30 protein-coding genes are annotated in these 26,028 nt (G+C 48.9%); 14 read left to right on the plus strand and 16 right to left on the minus strand.

What is annotated here, in order from left to right; genetic code table 11:
* Window positions 1-13: 13 nt before the first annotated feature.
* The gene (locus tag NGAR_RS08865) at window positions 14-226 is read right to left on the minus strand and encodes a hypothetical protein (protein ID WP_148681218.1); all 213 of its coding nucleotides are present in this window, start codon (window positions 224-226) and stop codon (window positions 14-16) included.
* 855 nt (window positions 227-1,081) lie between these two features.
* On the opposite strand from NGAR_RS08865, the gene NGAR_RS08870 reads away from it, so the two are divergent.
* Together NGAR_RS08870 and artG are read left to right on the plus strand one after the other, a co-directional pair.
* A complete protein-coding gene (locus NGAR_RS08870; RefSeq protein ID WP_015019364.1) occupies window positions 1,082-2,818 on the plus strand; it encodes a helicase C-terminal domain-containing protein in 1,737 nt (578 codons plus the stop codon).
* 39 nt (window positions 2,819-2,857) lie between these two features.
* A complete protein-coding gene (gene artG / locus NGAR_RS08875; RefSeq protein WP_015019365.1) occupies window positions 2,858-3,904 on the plus strand; it encodes a thaumarchaeosortase in 1,047 nt (348 codons plus the stop codon).
* Here artG and dinB read toward each other — a convergent pair.
* Entirely contained in the window at window positions 3,882-5,018 is a 1,137-nt protein-coding gene (gene dinB / locus NGAR_RS08880) for a DNA polymerase IV (RefSeq protein ID WP_015019366.1), read from the minus strand. The genes artG and dinB overlap by 23 nt on opposite strands.
* 153 nt (window positions 5,019-5,171) lie before the next feature.
* Between dinB and NGAR_RS08885 the strand changes: the two genes are divergently transcribed.
* Window positions 5,172-5,423, plus strand: a complete 252-nt coding sequence (locus NGAR_RS08885; protein WP_187147441.1) for a hypothetical protein — start codon at window positions 5,172-5,174, stop codon at window positions 5,421-5,423.
* A 57-nt stretch (window positions 5,424-5,480) separates the two neighbouring features.
* Entirely contained in the window at window positions 5,481-5,807 is a 327-nt protein-coding gene (gene albA, locus NGAR_RS08890; protein WP_015019368.1) for a DNA/RNA-binding protein AlbA, read from the plus strand.
* 111 nt (window positions 5,808-5,918) lie between these two features.
* Here albA and NGAR_RS08895 read toward each other — a convergent pair whose 3' ends face one another.
* Together NGAR_RS08895 and NGAR_RS08900 are read right to left on the minus strand one after the other, a co-directional pair.
* Window positions 5,919-6,125, minus strand: coding sequence for a hypothetical protein (locus NGAR_RS08895; RefSeq protein ID WP_148681219.1), 207 nt, complete (start codon window positions 6,123-6,125; stop codon window positions 5,919-5,921).
* Between the two features lie 471 nt (window positions 6,126-6,596).
* Window positions 6,597-7,235, minus strand: a complete 639-nt coding sequence (locus NGAR_RS08900) for a LysE family transporter (RefSeq protein ID WP_015019369.1) — start codon at window positions 7,233-7,235, stop codon at window positions 6,597-6,599.
* A gap of 103 nt (window positions 7,236-7,338) precedes the next feature.
* On the opposite strand from NGAR_RS08900, the gene NGAR_RS08905 reads away from it, so the two are divergent.
* The 8 genes from NGAR_RS08905 to NGAR_RS08940 all read left to right on the plus strand — a co-directional run bounded on the left by NGAR_RS08905 (window position 7,339) and on the right by NGAR_RS08940 (window position 16,758).
* A complete protein-coding gene (locus NGAR_RS08905; RefSeq protein ID WP_015019370.1) occupies window positions 7,339-8,415 on the plus strand; it encodes a radical SAM protein in 1,077 nt (358 codons plus the stop codon).
* Window positions 8,416-8,482: 67 nt separating this feature from the next.
* Window positions 8,483-8,758, plus strand: coding sequence for a hypothetical protein (locus tag NGAR_RS08910; protein ID WP_015019371.1), 276 nt, complete (start codon window positions 8,483-8,485; stop codon window positions 8,756-8,758).
* Window positions 8,755-9,924, plus strand: coding sequence for a class I tRNA ligase family protein (locus tag NGAR_RS08915; protein WP_148681220.1), 1,170 nt, complete (start codon window positions 8,755-8,757; stop codon window positions 9,922-9,924). The genes NGAR_RS08910 and NGAR_RS08915 overlap by 4 nt, the downstream gene beginning before the upstream one ends.
* Before the next feature lie 37 nt (window positions 9,925-9,961).
* Complete coding sequence (locus tag NGAR_RS08920; RefSeq protein WP_015019373.1) at window positions 9,962-10,666, plus strand: GNAT family protein; 705 nt, start codon at window positions 9,962-9,964, stop codon at window positions 10,664-10,666.
* Between the two features lie 71 nt (window positions 10,667-10,737).
* A complete protein-coding gene (locus tag NGAR_RS08925; RefSeq protein WP_015019374.1) occupies window positions 10,738-11,052 on the plus strand; it encodes a hypothetical protein in 315 nt (104 codons plus the stop codon).
* A 37-nt stretch (window positions 11,053-11,089) separates the two neighbouring features.
* Window positions 11,090-12,178 (plus strand): inositol-3-phosphate synthase, encoded by a 1,089-nt coding sequence (locus NGAR_RS08930; protein ID WP_015019375.1) that lies wholly within the window; start codon window positions 11,090-11,092, stop codon window positions 12,176-12,178.
* Between the two features lie 107 nt (window positions 12,179-12,285).
* Entirely contained in the window at window positions 12,286-15,834 is a 3,549-nt protein-coding gene (locus NGAR_RS08935) for a chromosome segregation SMC family protein (protein ID WP_015019376.1), read from the plus strand.
* A 33-nt stretch (window positions 15,835-15,867) separates the two neighbouring features.
* Window positions 15,868-16,758: a cation diffusion facilitator family transporter gene (locus tag NGAR_RS08940; protein WP_187147442.1), complete on the plus strand. Its 891-nt coding sequence runs from the start codon at window positions 15,868-15,870 to the stop codon at window positions 16,756-16,758.
* 45 nt (window positions 16,759-16,803) lie between these two features.
* Here NGAR_RS08940 and NGAR_RS17515 read toward each other — a convergent pair whose 3' ends face one another.
* Together NGAR_RS17515 and NGAR_RS08945 are read right to left on the minus strand one after the other, a co-directional pair.
* Window positions 16,804-16,977 (minus strand): hypothetical protein, encoded by a 174-nt coding sequence (locus NGAR_RS17515; protein WP_015019378.1) that lies wholly within the window; start codon window positions 16,975-16,977, stop codon window positions 16,804-16,806.
* Window positions 16,978-17,724: 747 nt separating this feature from the next.
* A complete protein-coding gene (locus NGAR_RS08945; protein WP_015019380.1) occupies window positions 17,725-18,027 on the minus strand; it encodes an adenylate cyclase in 303 nt (100 codons plus the stop codon).
* A 363-nt stretch (window positions 18,028-18,390) separates the two neighbouring features.
* On the opposite strand from NGAR_RS08945, the gene NGAR_RS08950 reads away from it, so the two are divergent.
* Window positions 18,391-19,608 carry a hypothetical protein gene (locus NGAR_RS08950; RefSeq protein ID WP_015017779.1) on the plus strand — a complete coding sequence of 406 codons (1,218 nt, stop codon included), beginning with the start codon at window positions 18,391-18,393 and terminating at the stop codon, window positions 19,606-19,608.
* Window positions 19,609-19,679: 71 nt separating this feature from the next.
* On the opposite strand, the gene NGAR_RS08955 is transcribed toward NGAR_RS08950, so the two are convergent.
* The 6 genes from NGAR_RS08955 to NGAR_RS08980 form a co-directional block, all read right to left on the minus strand.
* Entirely contained in the window at window positions 19,680-20,033 is a 354-nt protein-coding gene (locus NGAR_RS08955; RefSeq protein ID WP_148681223.1) for a hypothetical protein, read from the minus strand.
* Window positions 20,034-20,098: 65 nt separating this feature from the next.
* A complete protein-coding gene (locus NGAR_RS08960) occupies window positions 20,099-20,335 on the minus strand; it encodes a hypothetical protein (RefSeq protein ID WP_015019382.1) in 237 nt (78 codons plus the stop codon).
* Between the two features lie 88 nt (window positions 20,336-20,423).
* Entirely contained in the window at window positions 20,424-21,095 is a 672-nt protein-coding gene (locus NGAR_RS08965) for a hypothetical protein (protein WP_015019383.1), read from the minus strand.
* Between the two features lie 30 nt (window positions 21,096-21,125).
* Window positions 21,126-21,476: a hypothetical protein gene (locus tag NGAR_RS08970; RefSeq protein WP_015019384.1), complete on the minus strand. Its 351-nt coding sequence runs from the start codon at window positions 21,474-21,476 to the stop codon at window positions 21,126-21,128.
* A 116-nt stretch (window positions 21,477-21,592) separates the two neighbouring features.
* Window positions 21,593-21,862, minus strand: a complete 270-nt coding sequence (locus NGAR_RS08975) for a hypothetical protein (protein ID WP_148681224.1) — start codon at window positions 21,860-21,862, stop codon at window positions 21,593-21,595.
* 4 nt (window positions 21,863-21,866) lie between these two features.
* A complete protein-coding gene (locus NGAR_RS08980; protein WP_015019386.1) occupies window positions 21,867-22,304 on the minus strand; it encodes a hypothetical protein in 438 nt (145 codons plus the stop codon).
* A 763-nt stretch (window positions 22,305-23,067) separates the two neighbouring features.
* On the opposite strand from NGAR_RS08980, the gene NGAR_RS08985 reads away from it, so the two are divergent.
* On the plus strand, window positions 23,068-23,310 hold the full coding sequence (locus NGAR_RS08985) for a hypothetical protein (RefSeq protein ID WP_148681225.1): 243 nt from the start codon (window positions 23,068-23,070) through the stop codon (window positions 23,308-23,310).
* Here NGAR_RS08985 and NGAR_RS08990 read toward each other — a convergent pair.
* From NGAR_RS08990 to NGAR_RS09005, 4 genes are all read right to left on the minus strand, one after another.
* Window positions 23,307-24,002, minus strand: a complete 696-nt coding sequence (locus NGAR_RS08990) for a DedA family protein (RefSeq protein WP_015019389.1) — start codon at window positions 24,000-24,002, stop codon at window positions 23,307-23,309. The genes NGAR_RS08985 and NGAR_RS08990 overlap by 4 nt on opposite strands.
* The gene (proS, locus tag NGAR_RS08995; protein ID WP_228369136.1) at window positions 24,003-25,460 is read right to left on the minus strand and encodes a proline--tRNA ligase; all 1,458 of its coding nucleotides are present in this window, start codon (window positions 25,458-25,460) and stop codon (window positions 24,003-24,005) included.
* A gap of 30 nt (window positions 25,461-25,490) precedes the next feature.
* A complete protein-coding gene (locus NGAR_RS09000) occupies window positions 25,491-25,763 on the minus strand; it encodes a hypothetical protein (RefSeq protein ID WP_015019391.1) in 273 nt (90 codons plus the stop codon).
* A 118-nt stretch (window positions 25,764-25,881) separates the two neighbouring features.
* Window positions 25,882-26,028 (minus strand): hypothetical protein, encoded by a 147-nt coding sequence (locus NGAR_RS09005; RefSeq protein WP_148681226.1) that lies wholly within the window; start codon window positions 26,026-26,028, stop codon window positions 25,882-25,884.

Genomic DNA, 26,028 nt, shown 5'->3' on the forward strand with positions numbered 1-26,028 from the left:
TTGTTACTTGCAGTCAATATGGCAGCAGTGGGAACACTAGCATTAGCAGGTCTAGCTGTTTCAACAGCACATGCACAAGAATTTTTTGGATTTTTTGGCGCAGGTCCGAGTTGCCCTCCGGGAGAATGTCCTCTTCCTCCTGATGTACCTGACGAACCAACATGTCCTCCTCTTCCTCCGGAGCTCTGCAAAAGGCCACCGCTTCCTCCAAGGTTACCGGAACCACCAGGATGTCCTCCTATCTGTCGACCAGAGCCAGAGCCACCGTTTTGAGTTTAACGGCAGCGGTAGCAGTCAAACCAGCAGAGTATGCGTGTCAGTCAAATAATCAAACAGATCATAGGTAAAGCAGTTATAGCCAATGCTGGAACTAATGCAGACTATGATCCAATGCTTAAGCTATGGCGACGGTCGTTAGTCAGCAATCAGCAGGTTAACAACAAATAATGCTGCTCATCATGCACGAGTAGATTGACGAACAAGATACCATGCAAACAGCATGGTACAGAGAAGATGATGATGGACCGCCTCTACAAGAGAGGCTCTAAGCAGAATGATCAACAATTTGAGGAAATAGGCGGGTACTGTGAGAAGTGCGGTTATATCGAATATGATAGTGCGCTTTTGAACCACAAAAGAGAGAAACGTTTGCAAGATTGTTAGAATGATAGCCAAAGGCTCAACAACATCACGGCAGTGGAACGCTATGAGGTCGTTCTAGCTGAAACAGGTGTGGCTGGCCTGAAGCTGTATCGTGAAATGCAATAACTAAAGGCTTACACAATCAAGCATTTGGACTAAAGTTCAATGGCATCTATGTCTTAAAACAAATAGTTTGGGCGGACGTTCATCTGCGCTAATTATTGTTCTAACCTTTGGTATTTTGTTTTCACTGCTTTGCTCTTACAAGCCTAGCACAAAAGCCTAGAACTGTCACTGTCATAATCCCGAAATACTCCGCCCTATCCACAGAGATCAAGAACTTTCAAGGTTTACTAGAGCGGTTTCAGCACTTGGTGTCTCCGCTAATGGAGACACGCCAACCTTAAAAAGAGCGAGTTGTTGAGAAAGCCCTGTTTCATTGACGACAACAACAATACTTGCGCATTTCCCATTCCCAAATATCCGAGAAAAGCAGAGAAGCGTTCTTGTTGATATCGAATTGGCCATCAAGTCTGGCTACAAGCACATATTCCTTGAAGCGCCCACAGGGTTTGGCAAGACGCCAGTAGCCATAACGCTTGCCCGCTACCTTGGAAGCTCGCACATTTGCACCGCGACAAAAGACCTGCAAACGCAATACCGGCGCGACTTTCCCTTTGTAGTGGAAGTAAAGGGAAGGGGCAATTTTGCCTGCATAGTCAAGGAAGATATGGGTCTTGACGAGAGCTGCGACTATGGTCCCTGCGTCAAGGACGACGCGTACGACTGCACCTACAAGACCCGGCTGATGGACTACAGGGCAGAAGGCGAGGGCACCATGCACGAGCTGGTCAAGCTCGACTCCTTTGCAGAGCGCAAGTATATTGACAAGATGCGGAGCAAGTCAAAGCTGGTAGAGCTTGAATGGCGGCCGTGCCACTATTTCCATCAAAAGTGGATCGGGGCCAGATCCAGCCATACTGTATACAACTACCGCTACTTTCTATCAGATGTGTTCTATGCCGGCTCGACGCAAAAAAGGAACCTGCTTGTGCTTGACGAGGCTCACCAGCTTGAATCAGAAGTAGGCGACTTTCGAAGTTTCACGATTCGCAAGAACATGCTGCCATTTCTAAAGATGCAGATGCCTGATAGCAACGTAGACGACATTGAGACATGGCTTGACTTTTGCATCGAGCTAAAGGAAAAGTTGTTTGAATTTTCAGAGAAGGCTGAAAGGATAATTGAGCGGAGCAACCAAAAAGTGATGACAGAGCCGTTCACTGAGAAGAACCTGATCGATGCGCTGGAACGCGAAGCAACCCTGACTGCAATAATCGACGACATGAAGGCCGACAAGGATAATTGGATCGTATCAGGCGTACAGCGCGACAATGCAAACCAGCTATCAAGGGTGACGCTCATGCCGCTCGAAGTTTCGGGCTACTTTGATTCAATCCTTGACAAGGGCTCGGTATCGCTGTTCATGAGCGCCACTATCTTGAGCAAGGACTATCTTTGCAAAACAGCAGGGCTTGAGCCAGACAAGGTGAAGTTCATCAGGATAGAAGAATCAGACTTTCCAGTAAAGAATAGACTAATCCATATGAAGAATACTGCATGGCTTAATGCAAAAACAATGAATGAAAGTCTGCCCAAAATTGCAGAAGAAGTTAGAAAAATTATGTCCGATCCCAAGCACAAAAACCAAAAGGGCATAATCCATACTACGTCTTATTCTCAGCTTCAGTTCATCAAAGAGTTCCTTAAGAATATCGACCATGAGAGTGCAGACAGACTGATAGAAACTGGATCAGGTCTTGATAGAAGCGAAGTGTTAGAGAGACACTATTCAAGCAAAAATCCGACAGTTCTGATATCCCCTTCGTTGCATCTTGGAGTAGATCTGAAAGATGAATTTTCAAGGTTCCAGATAATAGTCAAGGTCCCTTACCCTGACCTTACCGACAAGAGAATCGCAAAAATGAAAGATAAGGACCCAAAGTGGTACACATGGAACACAGTCCTTCGCTTGGTGCAGGCTTATGGCAGGAGCGTCCGGAGCAAAGACGATTATGCCACGACCTACATCCTTGACAGCAGCATTTCCTATCTGCTGAAAAACGCGCAGGACCTTGTGCCCAAGTGGTTCACCGAAGCAATAGTGCAATCATAGAACGTTTTTATGCCCAATGAATTCCAAAAGAAATGAAATTTGTCCGGCGACAAGGCAGTTGCCTCCGGCGAAGCCGCAGGCTATACGATATTTGGCATCAATTCAAGCATAGCGGCCACAATCATACTGATTGTGCCCATAATTTACACGATTATTGTATACCCCGATTCATTCAGCCTCTCGTGGAATGAAGGAAGGGGCGGCTTTTTGTTCGCAATGGCGTTTATAGCGGCCGAGCTCGTAGGGCTGCGGTACCGAATAAGCAAGACGAGGTTCCTTATCGTAGTTGGGCTTGCCGCGCTGACAACCACCTATTTCGTCGCCCTTCCTTACGGGCTGAGCGAATACATCAAAAATGGAGCAACTTACTACAATGTCTCACTTGAGCTCAGCTGGATATGGATGTGGGACTTTGTCGTAATGTTCGTCTATGTAACAAGCTCGCTCGTCATACTGTTTGGAAAAAAGTGGTACAAGATAGCGCCTGCCGGCGCCATTTACCTGGCAGGCAGCGCGGTGATACTGGCGCTTGACGCGTTCTTTCCGTTTGATTCGCTGGGCCCGCTCCAGTTCATAGTCCCGATATACCTGATAATTGATGAAGCGACAATCAATTTCATTGACGATTACGTGACTAACGTAGGACCAGAAGACCCGAACCATCCGGCAAATCCGGTCAGAGCTACAGGAAATCTTTTAATTCTCAACGGCCTCCACGGGCCGTTTGCGCTGCAGGTGTTCTGGCCGTCTGCAGGCGTGCATAGCATGATAATCTACACCCTTGTGATGCTTGCGTTCCTGCTCAAGATGGACCTTCCGCTCAAGAGAAAGCTGATCTACTTTGCCATAGGCACGTTTGGCACAGTGGCCGTGAACGTGATCAGGATAACTTCGCTTTCGCTTTATGCTCTGGTGGTGACTACAAACGTGCGCGAATGGGAAGCTTTCCACTCTGTCGCCGGGGAGATAATGTTCTTACCGTGGCTTGGCATCTACCTTGGGATAGTAATGTTTGTCGAGAACAAGAGGATGCGCAGGATGCAGGCAGAAAGCGCGACCCCTGCTAGTAGTCGCCCGAACTCATAAAGTCAAGCATTGTATTCTGGCCCTCGCTGCTCTGGAGATCTGACAATCTGACCCCTAGCCTCCTCACCTTTACCGGGCCGGCTTCCCTCATCGTCTCGTCCAGAGCAGACCTAGCGGCGGAATGAAGCGATTCAAAGTTGGTCGAGTGCACCTTTAGGCTCTTTGACCTTGTGATGTTATCAAGGTTGTCCAGTATCAAGAGCACCCCCACCGTCTTGAACGATAGTCTTCTATCAGTTGCGGTTTGGAAAACAGACCGGCATATTTCGTAGAGGTCGCCAAGCATCTCTGAGCTGCTTGTCGCGTCACTCTTGAGCGTAGCGATACGCATTATCTGCTGCTTTTCGCCCGATTCGACAACGGGCTCGTCGTCAATGCCTTTGGATGCATTGTGCATATAAGTGGCATTCTTTTTGCCAAACTCTTCAATCAACCTGAAAAGGTCAAACTTGGCAAGGTCACCGATCGTCTTTATGCCCAGCTCTCCTAGCCGCTCGCACGTCTTGGGGCCGACGCCCGGTATCCTACCAACGTCCATGCCGGCGATGAACCTGGCTGCGTCGTCGGGCTCAATCACCGTCAGGCCGTCGGGCTTGTGCAGGTCCGACGCGATCTTGGCAAGCATTTTGTTTGGTGCAACGCCAACCGAGCATGTCAGGCTTGCCTGCTTTTTAACGTCCTGCTTGATGTTCTGAGCGAGACCTTTTGCAACGTCAAAGCTGCCAGCTGCCCTCTGTGAGACGTCAAGGTAGCATTCGTCAATGCCGACGTGCTCGAACATGTCGGCATACGAACTTATGATCGACATAGCAGACTCGGATACCTGCGAATAATACGCAGAATCCAGCGGCAGAAACACTGCGTCTGAAACCTCTGCCAGTTTTGATTTTGCAACCCTGATCGGGATGCCGGATTTCACTCCGTACTTTCTGGCTACATAGTTTGCCGTGCTGACGACGCCGCTGTCCTCTGTCCTGCCGGAAAAGACGCAAACCACGACTGGTTTGCTGCGCAGCTCCGGCCGGCGTATCTCTTCGCACTGCGCAAAAAAGTAGTCAAAATCGACATGTGTTATGATCCTTGAAGTGTTACTTTTCGGCCCTTCAATGATCATGCTGATTGTTTTGCTGGTGCATGCTTAAGTTTTTCGATACAGCATATAATACATTGTACGTACACATATCATCAGTATTTCATTGAACTTGAAGGGAACATCCATTTGTCGAGCCGATTGGAACTAAATAAATAACCTTTTTCCAAGTTACTGTTGATGGCAGCAGGCGGCGACGACTACCCTGTGGTGGCAGGTCAGGACGGGATCAAGCTCAAGACAGAAAAGATGGTGACGGACCAGCTGTACTACTGCATCTACGACAACAAGGTGTTCCTGTTCTACAAGGACGAAGAAGGCCTCCTGCACTGCTATGAGGTAGAGAATCCCGACGCCGTCAGGGAAATTGCCCAAAACCCTTCAGAAATAGAGAGCATACTCAAAAGATATGCTGCCCAGTCAGGTTGATGACCGGAAGGAGCCAGAATAAACGTTATATTCTAGCGTGCTGAATACTCTCGCACCATGTCTACAAACACTGCAAACGCTGCAAACACCAACACAGTCAGGTCGGGCAAACCAAGCAACGAGATATTTATTGGGAAAAAACCGCTCATGACATATGTCACTGCAACGCTGGTTCAGCTGGCAAATGAGCCAACGGTTGTGATAAAGGCCAGAGGAAAGAGCATCACAAGAGCGGTAGACGTGGCCCAGATTATTGTCAAGCGCATGGATACGCTTGGATACAAGATCGGACCTATCAAGCTGGGCTCCGAGACCGTGCAGTCGGAGGACGGCAGGACAAGGAATGTCTCCACCATAGAAGTCCCGATTTCTCGCGCTAGGTAATTACTACGACCGATCATCATTCACATCGGTCGGTACACGTGCACACCACAGTCTAGACGCAACAAGCGAGCCTTGACGAGAATTTAATACGTCAATAGCCAGATTCTTTGCTTATGCCCGGCACAGTCTTTGTCTGCTTCCTTGCAATTCTGAACGATGGACTTCGTCTCTATGCTTTTTCAATTCCTCGTCAGAAGCAAAGGTTCTTTCATCTGGACAGTCGAGGTACTTGAAACCGCCACCAAGTTCCGCAGGCATGTACGGCGGCTGGGCAGTGCTACTTGTAGACCCTGTCGGTCCAGTTGATGTAGAGGCCATATAGTGTGCTGTTGGAATACATCAAAATATATCGATTGCAAACAAATGCTAAACATACATACATACATACATTCACCCATTCTTGCCTTACATTACTAGTAGTAGAGATTTTATTGTCTCCACATATGCGTATATAGGAATCAGATTTCTTCCTTGCGATGTCTATAAGGCTTGTTAATATTATATTGTATGATTGGCTAGTTGTTCTTTTCCTGTAGCAGCAGAGCCATCATCATCTACATCTTTTACTGGATAAATATGATGTTATGCTGTTTCTACCATGTCAAGTTTTGGAGCGACATCACCATTGTTCCGTCCCCGCTCTGGACCTCCAAGGAACAGAGACGAGAGAGTAGTAACAGATAGGAATGGCAATAACCATTTGGAGTATTTCATGAACGGAAGCTGGCGGCATAGCCGAGAACGATGCAGGGCCAGAGTGAATCCGCAGTGCGATAGATAGATGGATAGCTACATGTCTGCAAACAGCGATGACAGCACAAATGTTGTGCCATAGTATAGAAGGACTGCTGCAAGTGCTATGAGCAACAGAGGATAATACTTCGACTTGATCACCGAGCTACCCTTTGACGCAAGGTAGGCAGTGCCGGCAAGCCACGCATAGTCCATCCATATATGGAGAGCAAAGAGGATCATGATGCCAGCAGCAAGCCCGAATGCTGCAGAGTCGGCTATTAGCTTCAGCCCCACCGTGAACCACCAGACAAGAAAGAAAGGGTTGAGCGCAGACAGCGCAATGCCTGCTACAAAGGGGCTCTTGCCGCTTGCCATGACCGGCGCAGCCTGCACGTCTTTTCTTCTGGCAACAACGCCGGCGATCTGCAAGCTGGCAAATCCAAGGATGCCGATCCCGCCTATAAGACCTATTGCGCCGGCATACTGGCTTATGGCAGCAGACGTGAATAGCCCCGCAGCAAGCAGTATAATGAGCGGCAGCTCTACCACAGTGTGTCCGTATGCCACCTTGATGCCCGACCTCATCCCCTGCCGGGTGCCATAGAGCAGGTTCGTGAAGAACAGAGGACCGGGCGCAAGCACACCGGACGCAGAGATGGCTATCACTTCCACCCCAAAGTCCAGCACGCTCATTGCCTTTGTAACAATGCTGTTCCGCTGTTAAGGTTTTTTGCACCCCTACTACACGTAGAATCGCTTAAAAGGGCGGCCGCTGCAAAGACACGGCGTATAATATATGGTGGACACGATCCGCACCATCAAGCTCTTGGGCAAGTGGTCTACCAACAGGGCAATTGGAAGGAGGCGCCCCATCATCGCAGTGTTTAGCATGACTCACTATTGCAACTTTTACTGCCCAATGTGCCCCTTTGGCGACTCTGACAAGGAGGGCCAGATGAAGCTTGTCCGCAGTCGCGACCTGACGACCGAGCAGTGGAAAGCGATATTTGACAAGGTTTCAAAGCACTGCGTCTGGTCAATAATAGAGGGTGGCGAGCCCACCAGCAGGCCCGACTTTATGGAGCTAGTGAAATACCTGCACAGCATCAAGATGCCGGTAACGCTCATCACCAACTGCTCGCTCCTGCATACAATTGACCTTGACGAGCTGAAAAAATACATCCAGTTTATCACATGCAGTGTAGACTCGACCTATGAGGAGCCTTACTGCAAGGTGCGCGGCGTGACGCCCCAGGTGTTCAAGCGGGTTACTGACAATGTGCGCCTGCTTACAGATCACAAGGTGCCGCACTATTTCAACAGCGTGATAACTAAGTACAACACGCAGGAGTTCATAGACCAGACCTATTTTGACAGGGCAAGAGAGCTTGGTGCAAACGCAGTGTCGCTGACGTTTGTCGAGGATAGATCAGATGTCAACTATTCGCTCCTGCCGGACAGCAAGACCATGAAAGAGGTTTGCGAAAGTGTCCTTGATTACATGAAAAAACCCGGCTCGCTTCCGCTCATGATACCGCCGGAATATTTCCAGCAGATAATAGAGCACGGCCAGACCCTGTTTGACGAGTGCGGCGTATGGAAGAGCGTCTTTGTCAACGGCAACGGCACCGTGATGGTTCCCTGCTGGAAGTTCAACTCGCCAGAGAACGTTTACAGCCTGCTTGAAAAGAGCGTGGACGAGATATGGGACGCGCCTCAGTGGGACATTGCAAGGACGTGCCACGACTGCAAGGTGCTCGGCTGCATCTGGTACTCGTCCCAGCCGGTCATCACGTTTGCAAAGAACTACATGCGCGGCCTGGGCAGGATAATAGGTCAAAAGAGTCCCGAGCTGGCCGAAGCAGTATCATAGCTTCTTGCGAGAAAAAATGGAAGATTTCTTCATTCGTCTTATATAGTAAATTATCAGTCATTTCCTAGTGGGATCCTCACTGCTAAGCTCGGACAATTATGAGAGGTTTCTGCACAACGTACAGGAGCAGATTGACAACGCAGACAAGGAGATGAAGAAAAACGCAGAGAAAACCCTAAGGCTCATTGCAGACAACTACCACAAGCTTGTTTCAGAGAGGCTGGCTATAGAGCTTGGCTTGATAGACGACGCGCTGGCGACTGGCAACGACGCTGCAGCCCGACACCACAGAGTGCTGGCAGACGTGTACAGGTCCATGCTTGACGGTTGTCAGGCTGCGTGAAAACAAGGCTTATAACATCATTTTTCGCCACCGGCAGCAACGTGCAACAACTTTATGACACATTATCTGGAAGAAAGGAGAGGTTTGTCGTCAAGGGCAACCAAGTTAGGATGCTCTTGTGCGGCCCGACGGTGTACGACTACGCTCACATCGGGCACGCAAGAATGCTTCTCTTTTACGATCTGATGGCAAGATACTTTAGATCCAAAAAGATAGGCGTCAGCGTCATAGTCAACATCACGGACATTGACCAAAAGGTATTCAGCAAGGCGAGGGCAGCAGCAACGGGGCCGGCCGAGCTGGCCAGCAAATTCATTGATGAATTGCTGCGCGACCTATCGTCGCTTGGCATCGACGGCTTTATGCTTGCACGCGTGTCAGATCACGTTACCACGGCGCGGCAGCTGGTTGCAGGGCTCTTGCAGAGCGGCAAGGCATACTCTGCCGGCGGAAACGTCTATCTCGATACTGCTGCCACACTGTCGCTTGGCATGATGGCAAAGATGACAAAGAAAGACTTGGACGACTGCAGGCTGGACATTTCGCCAGCCAAAAAGTCGCCGTCAGACATACTGATGTGGAATGCAAGTGAAAGTTTCGACGTCTCTTTCCGCGACGATATCCTTGGCAGCGGCATACCTTGGTGGCACATGCAGGACGCATCTGTGGCGATGGCCAACTACGGTGGTTTATACGACATACACGGCGGGGCAAGCGAGCTTGTATACCCGCACCATGAATCACACCTTGCCCAGCTGCAGGCGCTGACGCTGCGGGACAGACCTGTAAGGTTCTGGACGCACGTGGGGCTGGTGCGCACAAAGGGCAAGAAAATGAGCAAGTCTCTTGGCAACACGGTTGCAGTGCGCGACCTGCTCAAGAGGTACAGCGCAAACGCGCTGAGGCTATACTTTTACTCAAGGCACTACAGAGACGACTTTGACTTTTCAGAAAGCGACCTTGGCAGGTTCCAACGGATCGACGACATGATAGCGTCGGCGATGAACAGCCGCCGACTTGATGGAAGAAAGATGGCAGAGAGATTTTTCGATCGCATCGAGGACGATTTTGACACACCAGGCGCGATAAGTGTATTGATCGAAGGGGCCAAATCACGTAGCGCAGACCTTGGCACGATGGTGAGCGTCTTCGGACTGCGATATTGAAAGGACGATGGAGGACAACGAGTGGTCCTTCTGTTCGATGTGGACAGAGCGGATCAGGTCGGGATGCGCCACCGCTCTACTTAACAGCAAGCTTGAAGGCGACTATTTCTTCAGCAGGGCAAGCGTATCTGGCTGTTCCGATACTGCTGCAGTAGCCGTCCAAGTTGCAAAAGTGTTCTGGAAAAAAAGATTGGACTGCTATTTGTATGACGCTGACGGCAGTCTAACCGGAAAAGGTCTTGATCAGATAGACACCATGTATGTGCTAAAGGCTGGTAAGGCCGGCGGCCGCACTATCAAGACGAGAGTCCTACAGATTGATCGCCCGTTGCTGCCTGTCTGGATAGACGTATTTTGCAGATCCTTTGCAGTGCCTGAATGGAAGGAAGAAGTTGAAAGGATAATGGACGTCAACTTTGACAGGCTAGAGCTGTTGCTCTCGTACAGGGACAAGGTGCCTGCAGGATGTGCCGCGCTTTATAGTAAGAACGGCGTAACGGGTCTCTACTGCCTCGGCACGATTTCGCAGCTGCGCAGGAAAGGCTTGGCCAACGACATACTTGCGACCGCAGCCCAGCGCTCCGACAACCTGTTTCTCCAGACGCTTGGCAGCGAGGAGCTTCTGCCATTCTACAAAAAAGCAGGCTTTGTGGTTGCTTATACCAAGAAAATCTACGTGCTTCGGCGCGCAAATAAATTAAAGAGTTTGAAAAAACCATGCAGTGAAATAAATCTAGACTAAAATTTCTAAACACAATTCCCTACAGACAGAAATAACCTGTAAATATTAAATTTTGAATTACGTTTTAGAACATGCTATATGACGGTGATGACGGCGAGGGCTTGGGGCTCTCTTCTATCCAGCATCCAGCATGTCAGGTGGCAGGGTGTTTTGAGCCTGCTTCCGTATATGTGGTCATCAAGGAAAGCGATGTCAACGTTCTGAACCTTGACGCGCAGGAAAGGCAGATGATAATGGAAAAGGATGCTCCAGCCGCCGACGTCAATGCTTTCAAACTCATACTGTACCTATGCGCGCGACATGACTATGACCTGAAGTATCTCCTCAAGGAAAACGAGCTAGAGATAACCAAGCGGCGGCACCTTGTGCTCAAGGAAACAGAGTAGATTTATTACTCTGCGTTTGATGCCCATATTACATCATATGGGGAGAAAGGTCAAGGTTGCCATAGCTGGCGTCGGCAACTGCGCATCAGCTCTTATCCAAGGCACCCGGTATTACCGCGACAATTCAGACGCTCACAAGACAGACAAGGATTGGATAGGCCTGACGGCCTACAACATCGCCGGGATCGAGCCGTCAGACATTGAGTTTGTAGCAGCGTTCGACGTGGCAGACACCAAGGTGGGCAAGGACCTCTCTGAGGCGATCTTTGCCAAGCCAAACAACACAGTCAGAATAGTCAAGGAAATGGACAAAATGGATGTCAAGGTGATGAAAGGCGAAGTACACGACGGGGTCGGGCGCCACCTTTCGCAGAAAGTCAAGATTGCAAACACCCCGGCCGTCAATGTCGCGCAGGTCCTCAAGGACACTGGCGCAGAGATGCTGCTCAGCTACCTGCCGGTCGGCAGCAGGCGCGGCACCCAATATTATGCCGAAGCTGCACTTGACGCAGGCTGCGGCTTTATCAACGCCATTCCAGTTTTCATTGCGTCAACTCCAAAATGGCAGCAGGCGTTTGCCAACAGGGGGCTGCCTTGCGCCGGTGACGACGTGATGAGCCAGCTTGGAGCAACAGTGCTCCATAAGACACTTGTGAAGTTGTTTGTCGATCGTGGCGTCAAGGTTGACGAGACGTACCAACTGAACATCGGAGGCGATATGGACTTTTACAACATGCTTGACGAGGAGCGCCTAGAGGACAAGAGGATAAGCAAGACAAGTGCGGTGGCTGCAATGGCTCCGTACGAAATCCCTATGCGCATCGGCCCATCAGACTTTGTGTCGTTCCTTGACAATGACAAGATATGCTACATTTCGATAAAAGGCCAATACTTTGGAGGTATACCGGTCGAGCTTGACCTGAAGCTAAAGGTGGTGGACGCATACAATAGCGCAGGTGTCATGATAGATGCCGTGCGTGCGACCAAGATAGCCATCGACAGGGGCATTTCAGGCCCGCTTGAGAGCATTTCGGCGTACTGCTTCAAGCACCCACCTGTGCAGATGCCCTACTCGGTTGCCAAGGCGAACTTTTTAGAGTTTGTCGAAGGCAAGCGCGAGCGCTAGCGTTAGCGCTAGAGCAATGAGATAAAAAAATTTCACCAAAAGGAGCTGGATTGGACGCTACAACGCATAATTAGCTCCTTGGAAAACTCAATCCGATAGATGTCACATTGGTTCATATAAAAAAGCTCGAAGTGTACGGGTTCAAGTCGTTCGGCTTCAAGAACACCGTAGTGCACTTTGAGAAGGGTCTCATCGCCGTGACGGGCCCAAACGGCTCGGGCAAGTCCAACATCCTCGACGCCATCATGTTTGCTATAGGCGAGAACAGCCCAAAGGCTCTCAGGGTGGACAAGTTCCAGTCGCTCTTCCACGATAGCCACAACAGCAGCCACCGGCTCATCCGCGTCAGCCTCACATTTGACAACACAGATAGGGGCATCCCGGTCGACGAGGACAGCGTAACTCTCACCCGCGAGATGGAGGGGCAGAATGGCGAGAGCCAGTATTCGCTCAACGGCAAGAAGGTGAGCAAGACTACAATAATGGAGCTCCTCGAGGTAGTGCTTGCCGCGCCAAACAAGCTGAACATCGTCCAGCAGGGCATGATAACCAGAATATCAGAGCTCAACTCTGAGGAGCGCAGGAAGATAATAGAAGACATTGTCGGGCTATCATACTTTGACGAGAAAAAAGCCGAGGCGATGAAGCAGCTTGACGAGGCCGATAGGAGGCTTGAAGTGGCGTTTGCAAGGATGGGAGAAATCCGAAAGCGCATAGACGAGCTTGAGGCAGAGAGGAACGACCAGCTGAGGTACGACCAGATAGGGTCTGAGCTAAAGAGGTTCAAGGCCGTGCAAATCTCCAACACCATACGGACGGTGAGACACAAGCTGGCCACGAGCACCCAGATCCTAGAATCCAACAACATGAAGTCGTCCCAGCTCTCAAAGAAGGTCGATGAGCTCAGGCTAGAGATCGAAAAGCTGGATGCCGAAAAGACAAAATTCATCCAAGAGGTGGACGCGGCCACCCGGGCAAAGGCTCAGGTGGCAAGCAGGATATCAAGCGTTGTCCACGACTCTGAACGCACAAAAGCGATGCTTGGCGAGTCAGAGCGGCGCATTGTAGAAATAGAAAGGAGGTTGCCGGCCATCGACAGTGGTAAGCAGGTGGTTGCCCAGCGCATGGAAAGCGCCCGCGCAGAGGCAGAGAAACTAAAGGTGGCAGTCGAGCAGAAAAAAGCGACCATGGCCGAGCTCAGGACAAAGCTTGATGCTCTTGACGCTGAAATTGAAAAGATAACTGCCAAGGTCGCAAAATACGCCGCGTTTAGGAACAAGCTGGGAAAAAGGCACGCAAGGATGTCTGCACTGAAGGGGCAGATCGAGCTTGCTGCAACAAGAGTTGAAGAAAAAATCAAGACGATCAACTACAAAAAGAGTTCCAATGATGCTGCTCTTGGCGCGCTCCAGTCTGAAATTTTAGCCGCAAAACACAGGATTGCAGAAATGGAAAAATCGCTTGAAAACGACAAGAAAAAGCTGCAAGAAACGTCCGGGCTCGTTGCCGAGCTTGCAGAGGCAAAGGCAGGGCTTGAAAAAGAGCTTGCCGGCTCTGCCAGCCTGCTTATCAGAGCAGAAAGCCTTGCTACCAAGTTTGAGGAGCGTGCAAGCGTCGCCAAGAACGCCATGAACGAGGATTTTGCCATTGCAGAGCTGATGAAGGAGAAAGACAAGTTTGGCATCAGAGGGCTCGTGCACGACCTGATAATGTGGGACAAGAACTACGAGCGGGCGGTGCTTGCGGCAGGCTCTGAATGGATGAAGGCATTTGTCGTTGATGACATTAAATCGATGATCTTGATAGCCGCCTATGCCAAGGAGCGCAGGCTACCACGTCTTCGCATAATACCGTTTGACGTAGTCATGCGGTTCAAGGAAAACCGCGATATCCCGGACGACGATGTCAACGTCATTGGGAAGCTGTCAGACTTTGTGCAGTCAGACTATCGCAAGCTGCCCGAATTCCTCTTCTCAGACACACTGCTTGTGAGGAATTCGTCCAGCGCATTCATGCTGGCAAGGCAGGGTTACCGGACTGTGTCGGCAGAGGGCGAGTTGTTCGAGCCGGCAGGAGGCTCGATGGCGCTTGACTTTGGAGGCAAGATAACCGACATGACCAAGGCGATACTGTTTGGCGACTCTGTCGAAGAGCTTCGCGGAATGCTTGCCAAGCTGTCAAAGACGGTGGAGAAAAAGAACGCGCAGTTGCAGGAAATTGCCGAGCGAATAGCCTCAAGCGAGGCCGAAAAGGTAAGGCTGGAACTTGCCATCGGCAATCTGGAAAGCAGGATTGCGGCCGAGCACGAAGCAGTAAGCGCAAAGGAAAAATCAGTGTCGCAGTTTGTTTCGGGTAATCAGATTCTCCAATCAGAGGCCGACATGCTGGCCGCAGAACTTGGCAAATATTCAAGGAGGCTCGAGCTCTTGGTCCCTGCCATCGGCAGGCTTTCGTCAAGGCTGCAGAGCATCGGTGACGAGCCTTCCAGCAAGAGCGAGCTTGCAGCCAAGAATCTAGAGCGTAACCAGATAATCAAAGCCATAGACACGGTCAACATCGAGCTTGGGCAGGCTACTTCGATGCTTGCAGGGCTTGAAGGTAGGCTCGAGCTTGACACTCGGCAGCTGGGCGAGATGGACAATGAAAAAGAGCGGCTTTCACTCGAGCTCGAGCAGCGTAGGCGCCAGATGGAAGAGCTGAAGACAAAGTCGCAGTCGCTTGAAGCAGAGCTGAAGGGGCTTAGAGACCAGGAACAGCAGATAATCGACTCTTCCGGCAGCGCCTACAGCGTGCTTCAGGAATACGAACGCAAGATAAAGGCGTTTACAGAGAATGAAAGAAAGCTGTCAAAAGAGCACAACATTATAGAGCGTGAATCCGCGCTGCTAAGAAAAGACATCGCAGACCTTACCGCAGAGGAGTCGCGCCAGACAAACGACCTTGTGTGGCTTGGCTACAAGAACCTGCTTGATGAAATGGATGTTGGCGCCGCAATCAAAGAGCTGACTGACGAGTATGAAAACGTCAAGTCAAGGATCAACCTGCGCGCCGACGAAGCGTACGTGCAGGTGATGGACGGCTACCGCGGCATGTCTACTCGACGCAACCAGCTTGAAAGCGAGCGCAATTCCATCGTTTCGTTCATCGAGGAGATAGTGAAGGAGAAGGAGAAGGTTTTCATGGAGGCGTTCCAGAAGGTCGATAGCGACATCCGCATCACATTTGAAAGGATGACTGGAGGCGCCGCGTGGCTCGAGATAGAGAACCCAGCAGATGTTTTTTCCAGTGGCGTGATGTTGCTTGTCCGCTTCCCAAACAAGACCGTGCCCCGCGAGTCTACTGCGCTGTCTGGCGGCGAAAAGACGATAGCAGCAACGGTGTTCCTGCTTGCGCTCCAGTCGCTCAAACCCTCGCCGTTCTATCTTATGGACGAGGTCGATGCGCACCTTGACGCGCAGAACACGGAGCGTCTGTCAAAGGTCCTGTTAGAGCGCTCAAAGGACAGCCAGATAATCATGGTCACCCTGAAGGACTCGACCGTGGCAAAGGCCGCCCTCATTTACGGCGTATATCCGAAGGAAGGAGCTTCGCAGGTGGTGAAATACAAGAACCCTGCACAGATCCCGCTTGCGCAGATAAGCGAAAACAAGATGTAAATACAAAAAGCGACCACTATTCATATATTGTTGTTGGCGATCAACCTCCAGCAGCCAAAAAAGCTGCTGACGCTGTCGCTTGTAGTCACTGCCTCGCTAGCAGTAGTCGAGGTCGTAGGCGGCATTTTGAGCGGCAGCATTTCACTCGTGAGCGACTCTGTGCACATGTTCACAGACGTCATGGCAATTGCACTGAGCCTCTTTGCCATAGCGCTGGCTGCAAGGAGTCATGCAGGAGCCATGACGTTTGGCTATCACAGGGCAGAGGTTCTGGCGGCGCTGGCAAACGGAGTCGCCCTGTCTGTCATTTCGATCTGGGTGCTGTACGAAGCGTTTCTGCGTGTCATGTCGCCCCGCCTGATAGATACGCCGCTGATGCTAGCTGCAGCAGGCATTGGTCTTGCAGGCAATCTGGCAGTGATGTTCCTGCTCAAGCACCACGCAGGCAAGAGCATCAACATCCAGAGCGCGTTCGTGCACGTGGTCTATGACGCAGTGTCGTCTGTTGCAGTCATTATCACAGGATTCATTGCCATGTACATGGGCATCACCATAGTCGACCCGCTGGTGGCGTTTCTGATTGCCGGCTTGGTAGCAAGGAGCGCCTACACCATCGTAAGGAGCAGCACCCACATACTACTCGAGGGTGCTCCTCGCGAGCTTGACATACAGCAGATCATCTCCACCCTGAAGCAGCTGGACGGGGTGGTCGACGTCCATGACTTGCACGTCTGGACAATATCGACTGGCATGGACGCGCTGAGTGGCCACGTAGTGGTGCGCGACCAGATGCTGAGCCAATCAAGCAAGCTCTTGGATGACATAAACAAAGTGCTTGCCGATCGCTATAACATCACGCACACGACCATACAACTGGAGAACGAACAAAAGGTGTCCTTCAAGCGGACTCTGACAAAAAGCTAGCTAGTTTAGTTCTGACTATTCAGGGCGTATGCCGCTATCGCAGACCTACAGTTCGTCTATGTGAAATTTGGACATGCAGCCGGTGCATTCATAGATCTCGTCTCCGACTGGGCCGGACACATTGAACTTGACAATTGTGGTGCATTTTGGACAGCGCCCGTCTACCCTGCGGGATTTTCTTGCCGGCCTTGCAAGCGTTTTTCTCCTTCTGCTACCCATATACGGGCAAGAAAAGACCCTACCGTTTTATAAATTAAGGCTAGAAATGAGTTTACAAGGCAGCAAGAAAGAATTTTTCTAACAAAAAAGGCCGATGTGGACTCCAAATATCAATTTGGTATACATATGTCGAAAATAAAGCCTACGAGCACCAGATATCCATAGTTGAAGCTTGGTGCTAGATTCACTGCTATGGGCGCAATGAATTCACCGCTTGCAAAACCTGCAGATGCTGCTACAACCATATCGATGTGCTTGATTGTTCCTTGTTCTTCAGCTGGCACCGTGACTGTCATGGGTATCTTTTTACTGGTCGATGTTTCGCTTGGTGCGAGTGTCGGAGCGAATGGCGGCGAAGGATCTATTGGGAATCATTCCTGCATTCTCAGAATCGAATCTCTATGATGACTACCTTTGTTGCTCCTTGCTACTCAATTGTCACATCAACATTTGTAGAGGTCCCCAGTGCGACAAAGACAGGCTGCGCATAGACTTTGAGGCGAAACGAAGCAAGGAATGTTAATAGAATAATTCAACGCAATATGGGAACGGTATATCTAAGCAAGTCGCCTAGCTCGCTGTTGCAGAAGAACTCCAATTGCGTAACGATAGACATAACGAAAGAGATGACGTCCCTACCGGACGATACTCTCATATATTAATAATTTAACGCTCTCCTCTCAAAAGGACTGTCTGTCATATTGCTATTTTCTTTCTGATCTACATGATATACCCCATACTCGCCTTTTACACCAATGAGTCTCTCTTTAGATGGGACAAACTCATATTCATCCCTTTGTCAAAGAGGGCCTCGCCAATAACTAGCCCGTTTGGTTTGGCTTTGGAGTTGATTTTTGCACAAATATTCATTGCAGAGCCAAAGAGATCTTCGCTCTGAGATGATGCGGATCTAGCAACTGAAACCTCGCCATAATCTGCACTTATCCTATATTGTATTGGCGGCAATTTTTCACTGAGCATTTTAGCATTGAGCATAATGCTTGCTATTCCCATTGTGAGGCCGCAGTCCAGCACATTCTTGAATTTCATGATGTTATTTGGATCATTAGTGTTATTAAAGTAAAAGATGAGTGCATCACCGGCATCTTTGCTCCAAAATTCCTCGCGATAAGGGCAATCACATTTAGGAATAGCTCATAATATCTACTTGAGTAGGCGTAAGATCGGATGATACTTTCGTAGAACCTATAATATCAATAAAGCATATGCAGTAGTTTTGTACTTCTCCTGAAAAGGAAATCTCTTTTGTTCCAACATTCCAGTTCGTTCTTACTCTCGTTGACAATCCTATTATCAGTACTTGGCAATAACGAGTTTGTGAGCAGCTTTTTAGTCGATTGTTGAAGGGCGTCCCTGGCAACAGCTAAAGCTGCCACCAGAGACGCATGGTTTGTGAGAACCCTGCCAATCCAGTGCGGTACATTTACCCAAGAACCTACCGACAAACATTTTTTGACACATGAGAGAGTACTTGGTAATGCAGTAAACGTACTGCTGCCAGTCTTCAGGCCAGCCGATTTCAGAAAAAGGCGGTATTCAGTAGTCGATATAGCAAATTCTGTGGTCTATGCCTGTACCGGTGGGACATCCATAACACAAGCCTGCTGTACTCTGGCCAGCACCCCGTCCAGGAGGGATGTCCAGTACCACGTGTCCAAGATTGACATTTCGTGGATTCAGTCGGCCGCCAACAGGCTGCTGCAGAAAAGGGTGGCGGAGACCCTGCACAATCGAGCTGTCGACATAGCCATCGACATGACAGACGTTCCCTACCACGGCGAGCCTGAGAATGAGGGGGATGTCAGACGCGGCAGGGCCAGGAGCGGCACGACCCACTTTTTCACGTACGCCAGCGCCTACGTGATGCTCCATGGAAGGAGGTTCACCTTGGCCACCAGGTACATCCGGGAGGGGGAAGCACTGGTTGGAGTAGTCAGGTACCTGCTTGCAGAGGTACAGAAGGCGAGCATCGTGATAAAATGCCTGTTCCTTGACAAGGGGTTCTTTACAGCAGCTGTAATGAGCTACCTCAATTCCATGCGTATCCCGTACATCATAGCCGCTTTTCCAAGAGGCAGGAAAGGCGGCACGTTATCCAGACTGACCCGGAAAAGAAGGGATAGTTTCGTCGTACCGGACTGCGAAATGACAGATTCTGCCACCGGCGAGAAATGCACATTCAGGCTGTATGCCGTTGCCAAATACCGGAAGAAAAGGTACAGGAAGAAACGCGGCGTCCAGTACATGTACTATGCCGCAGGCCTTGTCAATATCCCGGTAGGGCGGATGTTTGACGAGTACCGGAGGAGATTTGGCATAGAATCGTCATACAGGGCGATGGGAAAGAGCAGGGCCAGGACGTCATCCAGGAGTCCAGCACTGCGCTTCCTCTATGTTCTGGCATCGCTTGTTATACAGAATGAGTGGGTGTACATCAAGTGGCAGTACCTCAGCAAGGCGACGCGCGGAAGGTACGGGAGAAGATACGATGCAGAATTTACGTACTTTCATATGCTGCTTTTTCTGCGGCTGGGACTGGAGCAGAAATACGGCGCGGTGTACTCGGTACAGATCAAAAACAGCAGGTCAGTTATAATTGATGGTGGCTAATTGCCAGGTACTGATTATGGGAAACTTGGCAAATCTAGTGTAATCGTCATCGTAGTCGCACATTGAATCGCTCATCTTTTTTCTTTTTCAAGAGGCGATCTCTCAAGATATGGAAATTTCGCCGCCAAACCCTTTATTCTTTCTCTCATCTGTAGTGACAGGTATGTAAGATTCTTCTGGATCCTATTAGCAAATGTTCTTGAGAAATCGTTATCCCTTTGAAGAGCATCAAGAATCCAGGATTGCTTCCATTCATCTAGGGATGCAAATTTTTCTGTAAGACCTTGTCCTAGTACTTTGCCGTATCCATGATTAAGGCCGACGTATTCAAGCATTCCAAGCACCTCAGCAAGGTTTAGGTATGTAAAACTCTCTGTGAGGCCTCTAGCAAGATTCACAGAACTTATGCATAATCTCTTCAACATGACGACTACCTATTGATGAGATATAATGGCCAAGGCCTTCTCCAAGGCCAGCAAGAAAGTCTTCGTCATTCTTCATTATTTCTAAAATGTCTTTTATCGCTATCTAGTAGTGAAATAATATGTCCGACTCCAAAGCCGAAATTCTCTGCAAAAGATTCATTCCTTTTCCCCTCAGATAGAAGGCTTTCATGCAATAGATCTTTAGATAGGTTTGCAGCAACACTTCCAATTCCAATTGCGAATCCTTTGTCAAATTTATCACTTTTGGTAAAGGCGGCTTTGTGTAAAAAGTAATAACCCATAAAAACAAAGTCATGCAATTAAATAGCAATCCAAGCGTGGATTGGTGACTTTTTAAACAAAGCCAACCAAATGCAAAACTCTTAATGCTCACCTTGGAAGATAACAATCTTTTGTAACTTGTGACAAATATGGAAACATAGTTCCGCATCCTTCCTCAAGACCTGTTGCAAGCAAGGAATTGCTTCTTGCTAGTTCAAATATCTTGAATGCCTCTAGCTCAGATAGATATGAGATATGCGCTGCAAGGCCTGAGCCTAGACCCAATGATAGCTGCCCATTATGCCTAATATGTGAAAGTATGCCTTTTTTTACCTTATCTTCAAAGTATGAAAATGCTGATCCAAAACCTATGCCGAGACCTCTTGAGAAGCCACTGTCTCCGTCATTTATGTAAGACATAACAAGCTTCTTCTGTGAATTTTCAAGATGGGGGTATACTCTACCCATACCTTCGCCAAACCCAATTGCAAATTCCACATCCTCTTCTGATATGCGCAATGCTTGTAGCTGGGTGTCCTCTGATAGATACTTGTACGCCCTCCCCATTCCGATGCCAAGACCCCTCCTAAAGTTTGGATCCATTTTGAAAATATGCTTATAGGAATCATGGTCCAATTCATTCTTTGAATAGGAATACAAAAAACCAAGGCCAACGCCAAGCCCGCGTGCAAAGTCATTATTTGAATTTGCAAAGGTAATTGCCCTTTGCCTTAAGGTTTCGCCAATGTATTGCCACGTATACCCAAGGCCATAACACAAGCCAGCTGCAAAACCATCACTGGTGAAAGCTTAACTAATGAACCTTTCCTGTACTTCTGTGGGAAGATACTTCATCACCATGCCTATCCCTGACCCAAGACCATCATCTAGTTTAACATTGCTTTTTATGAGAAGATCGAGCTCTGATTGAAATTGTTCTGGAAGGTAGAAAAAGATGGTCCCAAAACCTAACCCAAGCCCATAAGCGAGCTCTGCATTTGTATGTAGTAATATGAACAGGTCCTTAGGATATGCTTCTTTGTGAAAGTGTGCAGCATATATTCCAGCTCCAAACGCAAATTGACAATCTGTAACCGCTCTATTGAGTACAAACTTACGCAGTACATCTGGAAGATTCGGATAGCTTAGCGCCAGCCCCATTCCAAAGCCGACATCAATTTAGAAGTTCCTGTCTGCCATTGATACTATTTTTTAGCGTCATCGTCTTGCAACAATGCAAATGTAAGACCAACCCAAATCACAGACCTCGCGAGAGGTCATAACTCTTTTGCTTTCTGCATTACTTCATGCTGCAATGTAGGCTCTAGTGTTGCATACACATAACCAACTCCCATCCCCAACCTGTCTGCAAACTGGGCGTTCTTTTCTACATGACACATAACAACTGACCGCAGATCATCAGACATCTTACCGTATAGGCGACCGACACTTTGTCCAAAATACCTGGAAAACAGCATACCATGGTAGGTCTTCTTTAGAACCCTTTCCCTGTTGCTATAACCTAGCTCCATGAAGCGCTCCCCCAAGCTATCAGCCAACCCCACACCAAATTCTATATGAGTGTCCAACATGTTCAAGAATCAACATCTGCAGGGCTTCGTCAAGTAATTCGAAATTTTCTCCAACTCCGCGCCCAAATGCTCGTTCAAAGACTGCATTTTTCTTCATAAATTCGTGAATTTGATCGGGAACTATTGCTCTTCCAGTATCATTTGGAATGAATTGTATATTCTTCCCAAGAAAAAGACCTAGAGAATGAAGTTCTCCATTGCCGTTAGGAATAATCTCGGAAAAATGATCAGTCAAGTACGAAGTGATCATCGTTGAATAGTCAGTAAGTTTAACGGCATTCTTCGCTGAATCATGCATGGCATAATTCTGGTCTAAAAGATAGCCCATGTTCCCATATTTCGAGTGGGCTCGGCAGGAGCCTACTTCCAAAAATACCCTTTTAGAGTCAGCCGACATCGATGTTCTACTAAATCCTGCTTAATAGCAATAGCGAAGAATATAAGGAAAATCTACATCCTGTTCTAGTCCCCGAATATTTTTCATTATCTCAAATTGCCTTTCAAAGTAATCATAAACCGGCAACCATTCTTGTGCAATTAGAAGACATTTTGTCGCATCAATAGTTATATGCGATTGCCCCATCATCCTGCCTATCATTGCTTTGTAATAGTCAACTACAGTAAGAGACAGTGGCTGTTTCTGCTAGAGATTTCTTGAAATAGTATCAATATTAGGAGATATATACTTCTCAAATGTGTCTTTGTACTGTTAGACTTCCTTTCCATATGCTCTTATCAATGCCTTCATAGTTGCAAGGCCCATGTAATTTCATGTGTGTATATGTCAGGAATGCCTATTGTCAGCCCTCGATATATCTCCAAATATGTCGGTTTGAGAGAGATATACAAATTCTGAACGGATCGGGAATTTACTATTTCTAAAGCGCCAAACGCATATCCCAAAGAAAATTCTATAATTTTTATTAGTTCCCCCTTCCTCTTCTAGCAATACCCTCTGGTCCCTAACGGTTGCTCCATCTTCGGGAATAAGGCTAGTATATTCTTGCTACCAGAGAGAATTCATAACTAGCATATTGTTTTATAAATCAAAGTCAGTTATTGTTATATTGTATTATCTGCAACAAAGGAATGTGATTTTGCCCGAGCATTGCTCTACCAAGGTTGATGGACAGGAGTGCCAGCTGGCACCATCGTATGTTGTGTCCGTAAAATCGAATGAAGGCGATGATGAATATATGCTTGCTGTCGTATGCGAAGAACACAAGAACGGCATAGAAGCCCGGCTGCTTGCGATGCAAAAGGAGAATAGGGTGCCGCAGGGCAAGATACATTTCCAGCCTGTCAAGGCGGTGGTCACAGACTGCGTCATGGGCATGAACGAAGATTATATCGATCTGGAACTGAAAAGAGGCATTGCGTCGGACAGAAAGCTTGTTGACTAGGATTCTTCCTTTTTCTCATCATCGTCTTTGCTGTTATTATCATTGTCATCATCATTGTTGTTATTGTCTCCGTTCTCCAGCGCCCAAGGGAACCACCTTCCAATTATTCTGGCCCAGTCTATCTTGAGTGAATAGTAGATGATTACCCCGACCACTGCAATGCTTGCTATAGCGCCTACGATGAGCCATGTCGGATCCGTCGTTTCTCCAAGTATCCTCTCAACAAACGGCCTCCCAAGAAAGATCGAGCTCCAAACTATCGCCTCGTTCATCAGGATCTTGCCGGCAAAAGTCGCAGTTGCAAACTTCCAAGGGTTGTATTTTGCAAGTCCAAGCGGGATGTAGACGATATCATCTGGTATAGGGGTAAGGGCTGCAATGAACGCCCCGAACCAGCCGTAGCGGCTAACCAGTTTTTGCAGGGGGCGCATCCTGTGCTTGGTCTGGTCGCTGAGGATCTTGCGGCCGTAATAACTGGCAAAAAATATTATCGTCTTTGCCGCGACGATACCTGACGCGCTGACAAGCGCGATCAGGTGCGGGTTAAAGTTGCTGTTGAACGAAGCCGTTATGAGAAGAGGAAAATATGGAATTGGAATGAACGGTATGAGGCTGGCAACAAAACTGATTATCAGGATGCCGAGATAACCAAGTTCGGTGTCGAATGGGAAAAGGTCATCAAGAGTTACCAATTAGTATGCCCTTGCAAATATCGCTGCCTTCTTGCTGTCCTGCCCGCAGTAGATGCATTTGCCCGGCCTGTCTTTCTGATCAAATGGAAGCACCCTGATGTCAGCCCCCGTGTCTTGTTTTATCTTCTCTTCGCATTCTTCCTGCCCGCACCAGCCCACCATGACAAACCCGCCTTTGTTTTCGATTATCGACTTAAATTCGTCGTATGAAGCAGGCCGGGAAATGTTTTCCTGCAGGAACGCCCTTGCCTTTGATAGCAGGTTCTTCTGTATCTCGACCAAAAGTGAATTTGCAGTGTCTACTAGTTTTGTGCGATCGTCCTGCTTCTTGTCCTTTGTATCGCGCCTGACAAACTCAACCTGCCCCTTTTCAATGTCGCGCGGCCCGAGGTTTATGCGGAGAGGCACGCCCTTCATCTCCCACTCGTTGAACTTCCAGCCAGACGTGTATTCGTCGCGGCTGTCCATGTACGCGCGGATACCGGCGTGCTTTAATTCCAACTCTATTTCGGCGGCTTTGTCCTTGACCAGCTTGGCATCCTTGTCCTTGTGTATAGGCACTATCACGACCTGTATTGGCGCGATCTGCGGCGGCAGTACCAGCCCCTTGTCGTCGCCGTGAACCATTATGAGCGCCCCTATGAGGCGCCACGAAACGCCCCACGAGGTTTGCCATGCAAAGTGCTCTTTGGTATCCTTGCCGAGATACTTTATTTCAAAAGGCTTTGAAAAGTTCTGCGCCAAGTGGTGCGACGTCCCCATCTGGAGCGCCTTGCCGTCAGCCATCAGCCCTTCAAGGGTTGTAGTGTACTTTGCGCCGACGAACTTTTCGGTGTCGCTCTTGTAGCCGGTTATCACCGGCACCGCAAGGTAGTTCTCTATCATATCCTTGTAAATGCCAAGTATCGTCATGACCTCCTGCTCGGCCTCCTCTTCGGTGGCATGGACAGTGTGCCCTTCCTGCCAGAGGAATTCCGACGTCCTTATGAAAGGCTTGGTAGCCTTGATCTCGGCCCGGAGTGCAGTGTTCCAAAAGTTGATCTTTAACGGCAGGTCCCGATAACTGGTTATCCACTTTGCAAAGACAGAGTATGCAAGCGTTTCAGAGGTCGGTCTGAGCGCCAGCTTTTCCCCGATGTTGTTGTCTCCAGCCTTTGTGACCCAGAACACTTCGGGGGTAAATCCTGCAAAGTGATCCTCTTCTTTTGAGAGTAGGCTTTCGGGTATCAACACCGGCAGAAAGCCGTTCTGGTGGCCCGTCTCCTTGAACCGCCTGTCAAGTATGTCCCTTATCGATTCCCATATCGCATAGCCGTACGGGCGCAGGACAATGAACCCCTTGACAGGGGCATAGTCTGCAAGCCCGGCCTTGAGGACTACCTGAGTGTACCACTCGCTAAAATCCTCGCTCTTTTTGACCGTTATGCCTGCTGCTTCTCCTCGGGGTTGCGAACTCACGCCGCTTGACAATTGCACAACGGGCAGGATTTATGAAGCTTGTTGTACAACAACCAGCGGCACCTTGTAGCCTTCTCCAAAGATGGTCGTCTTTTGGCATTCTGATAACATGTCAAAATCCCTCTGGTGGTATGTGCAGAATCCCTTGACCTTCATCCTCCTGCCCAAACCCATCTCTGTTACCCTGTTTATCAAAAAGAACGCCCCCATGTCGGCGATTATGCAGATGCCGCTCTTTTTGGAGACTACTGCATGCGACAGCAGCCTACTGAAAAAATAGCTCGCAGTCCTGCCGAAAGCCAAGGTATGTCGCATACGAATCCATCAGACCAAAAAGCCGTCCCTCTCCAGAGCCTTGACATCGATGCCGGCCTGAGCACGACCCGGGTCTGGTCAACAGTTTCATAGTACGGCAGCAGGACTACCATTTCATTTTTTCGACCTGCCTCTTGGCATGCTGCGAATAGACTTTTTTAAAGGTGTTACTGTCGCGGTAGACAACCACGAAATGTTCGTCTTCGATTGATTCTAGTAGTTTGAGAATTTCCTTGACGTTTGCCGTTCCCAT

Source organism: Candidatus Nitrososphaera gargensis Ga9.2 (genome assembly GCF_000303155.1).
GTDB classification, from domain to species: Archaea; Thermoproteota; Nitrososphaeria; order Nitrososphaerales; family Nitrososphaeraceae; genus Nitrososphaera; species Nitrososphaera gargensis.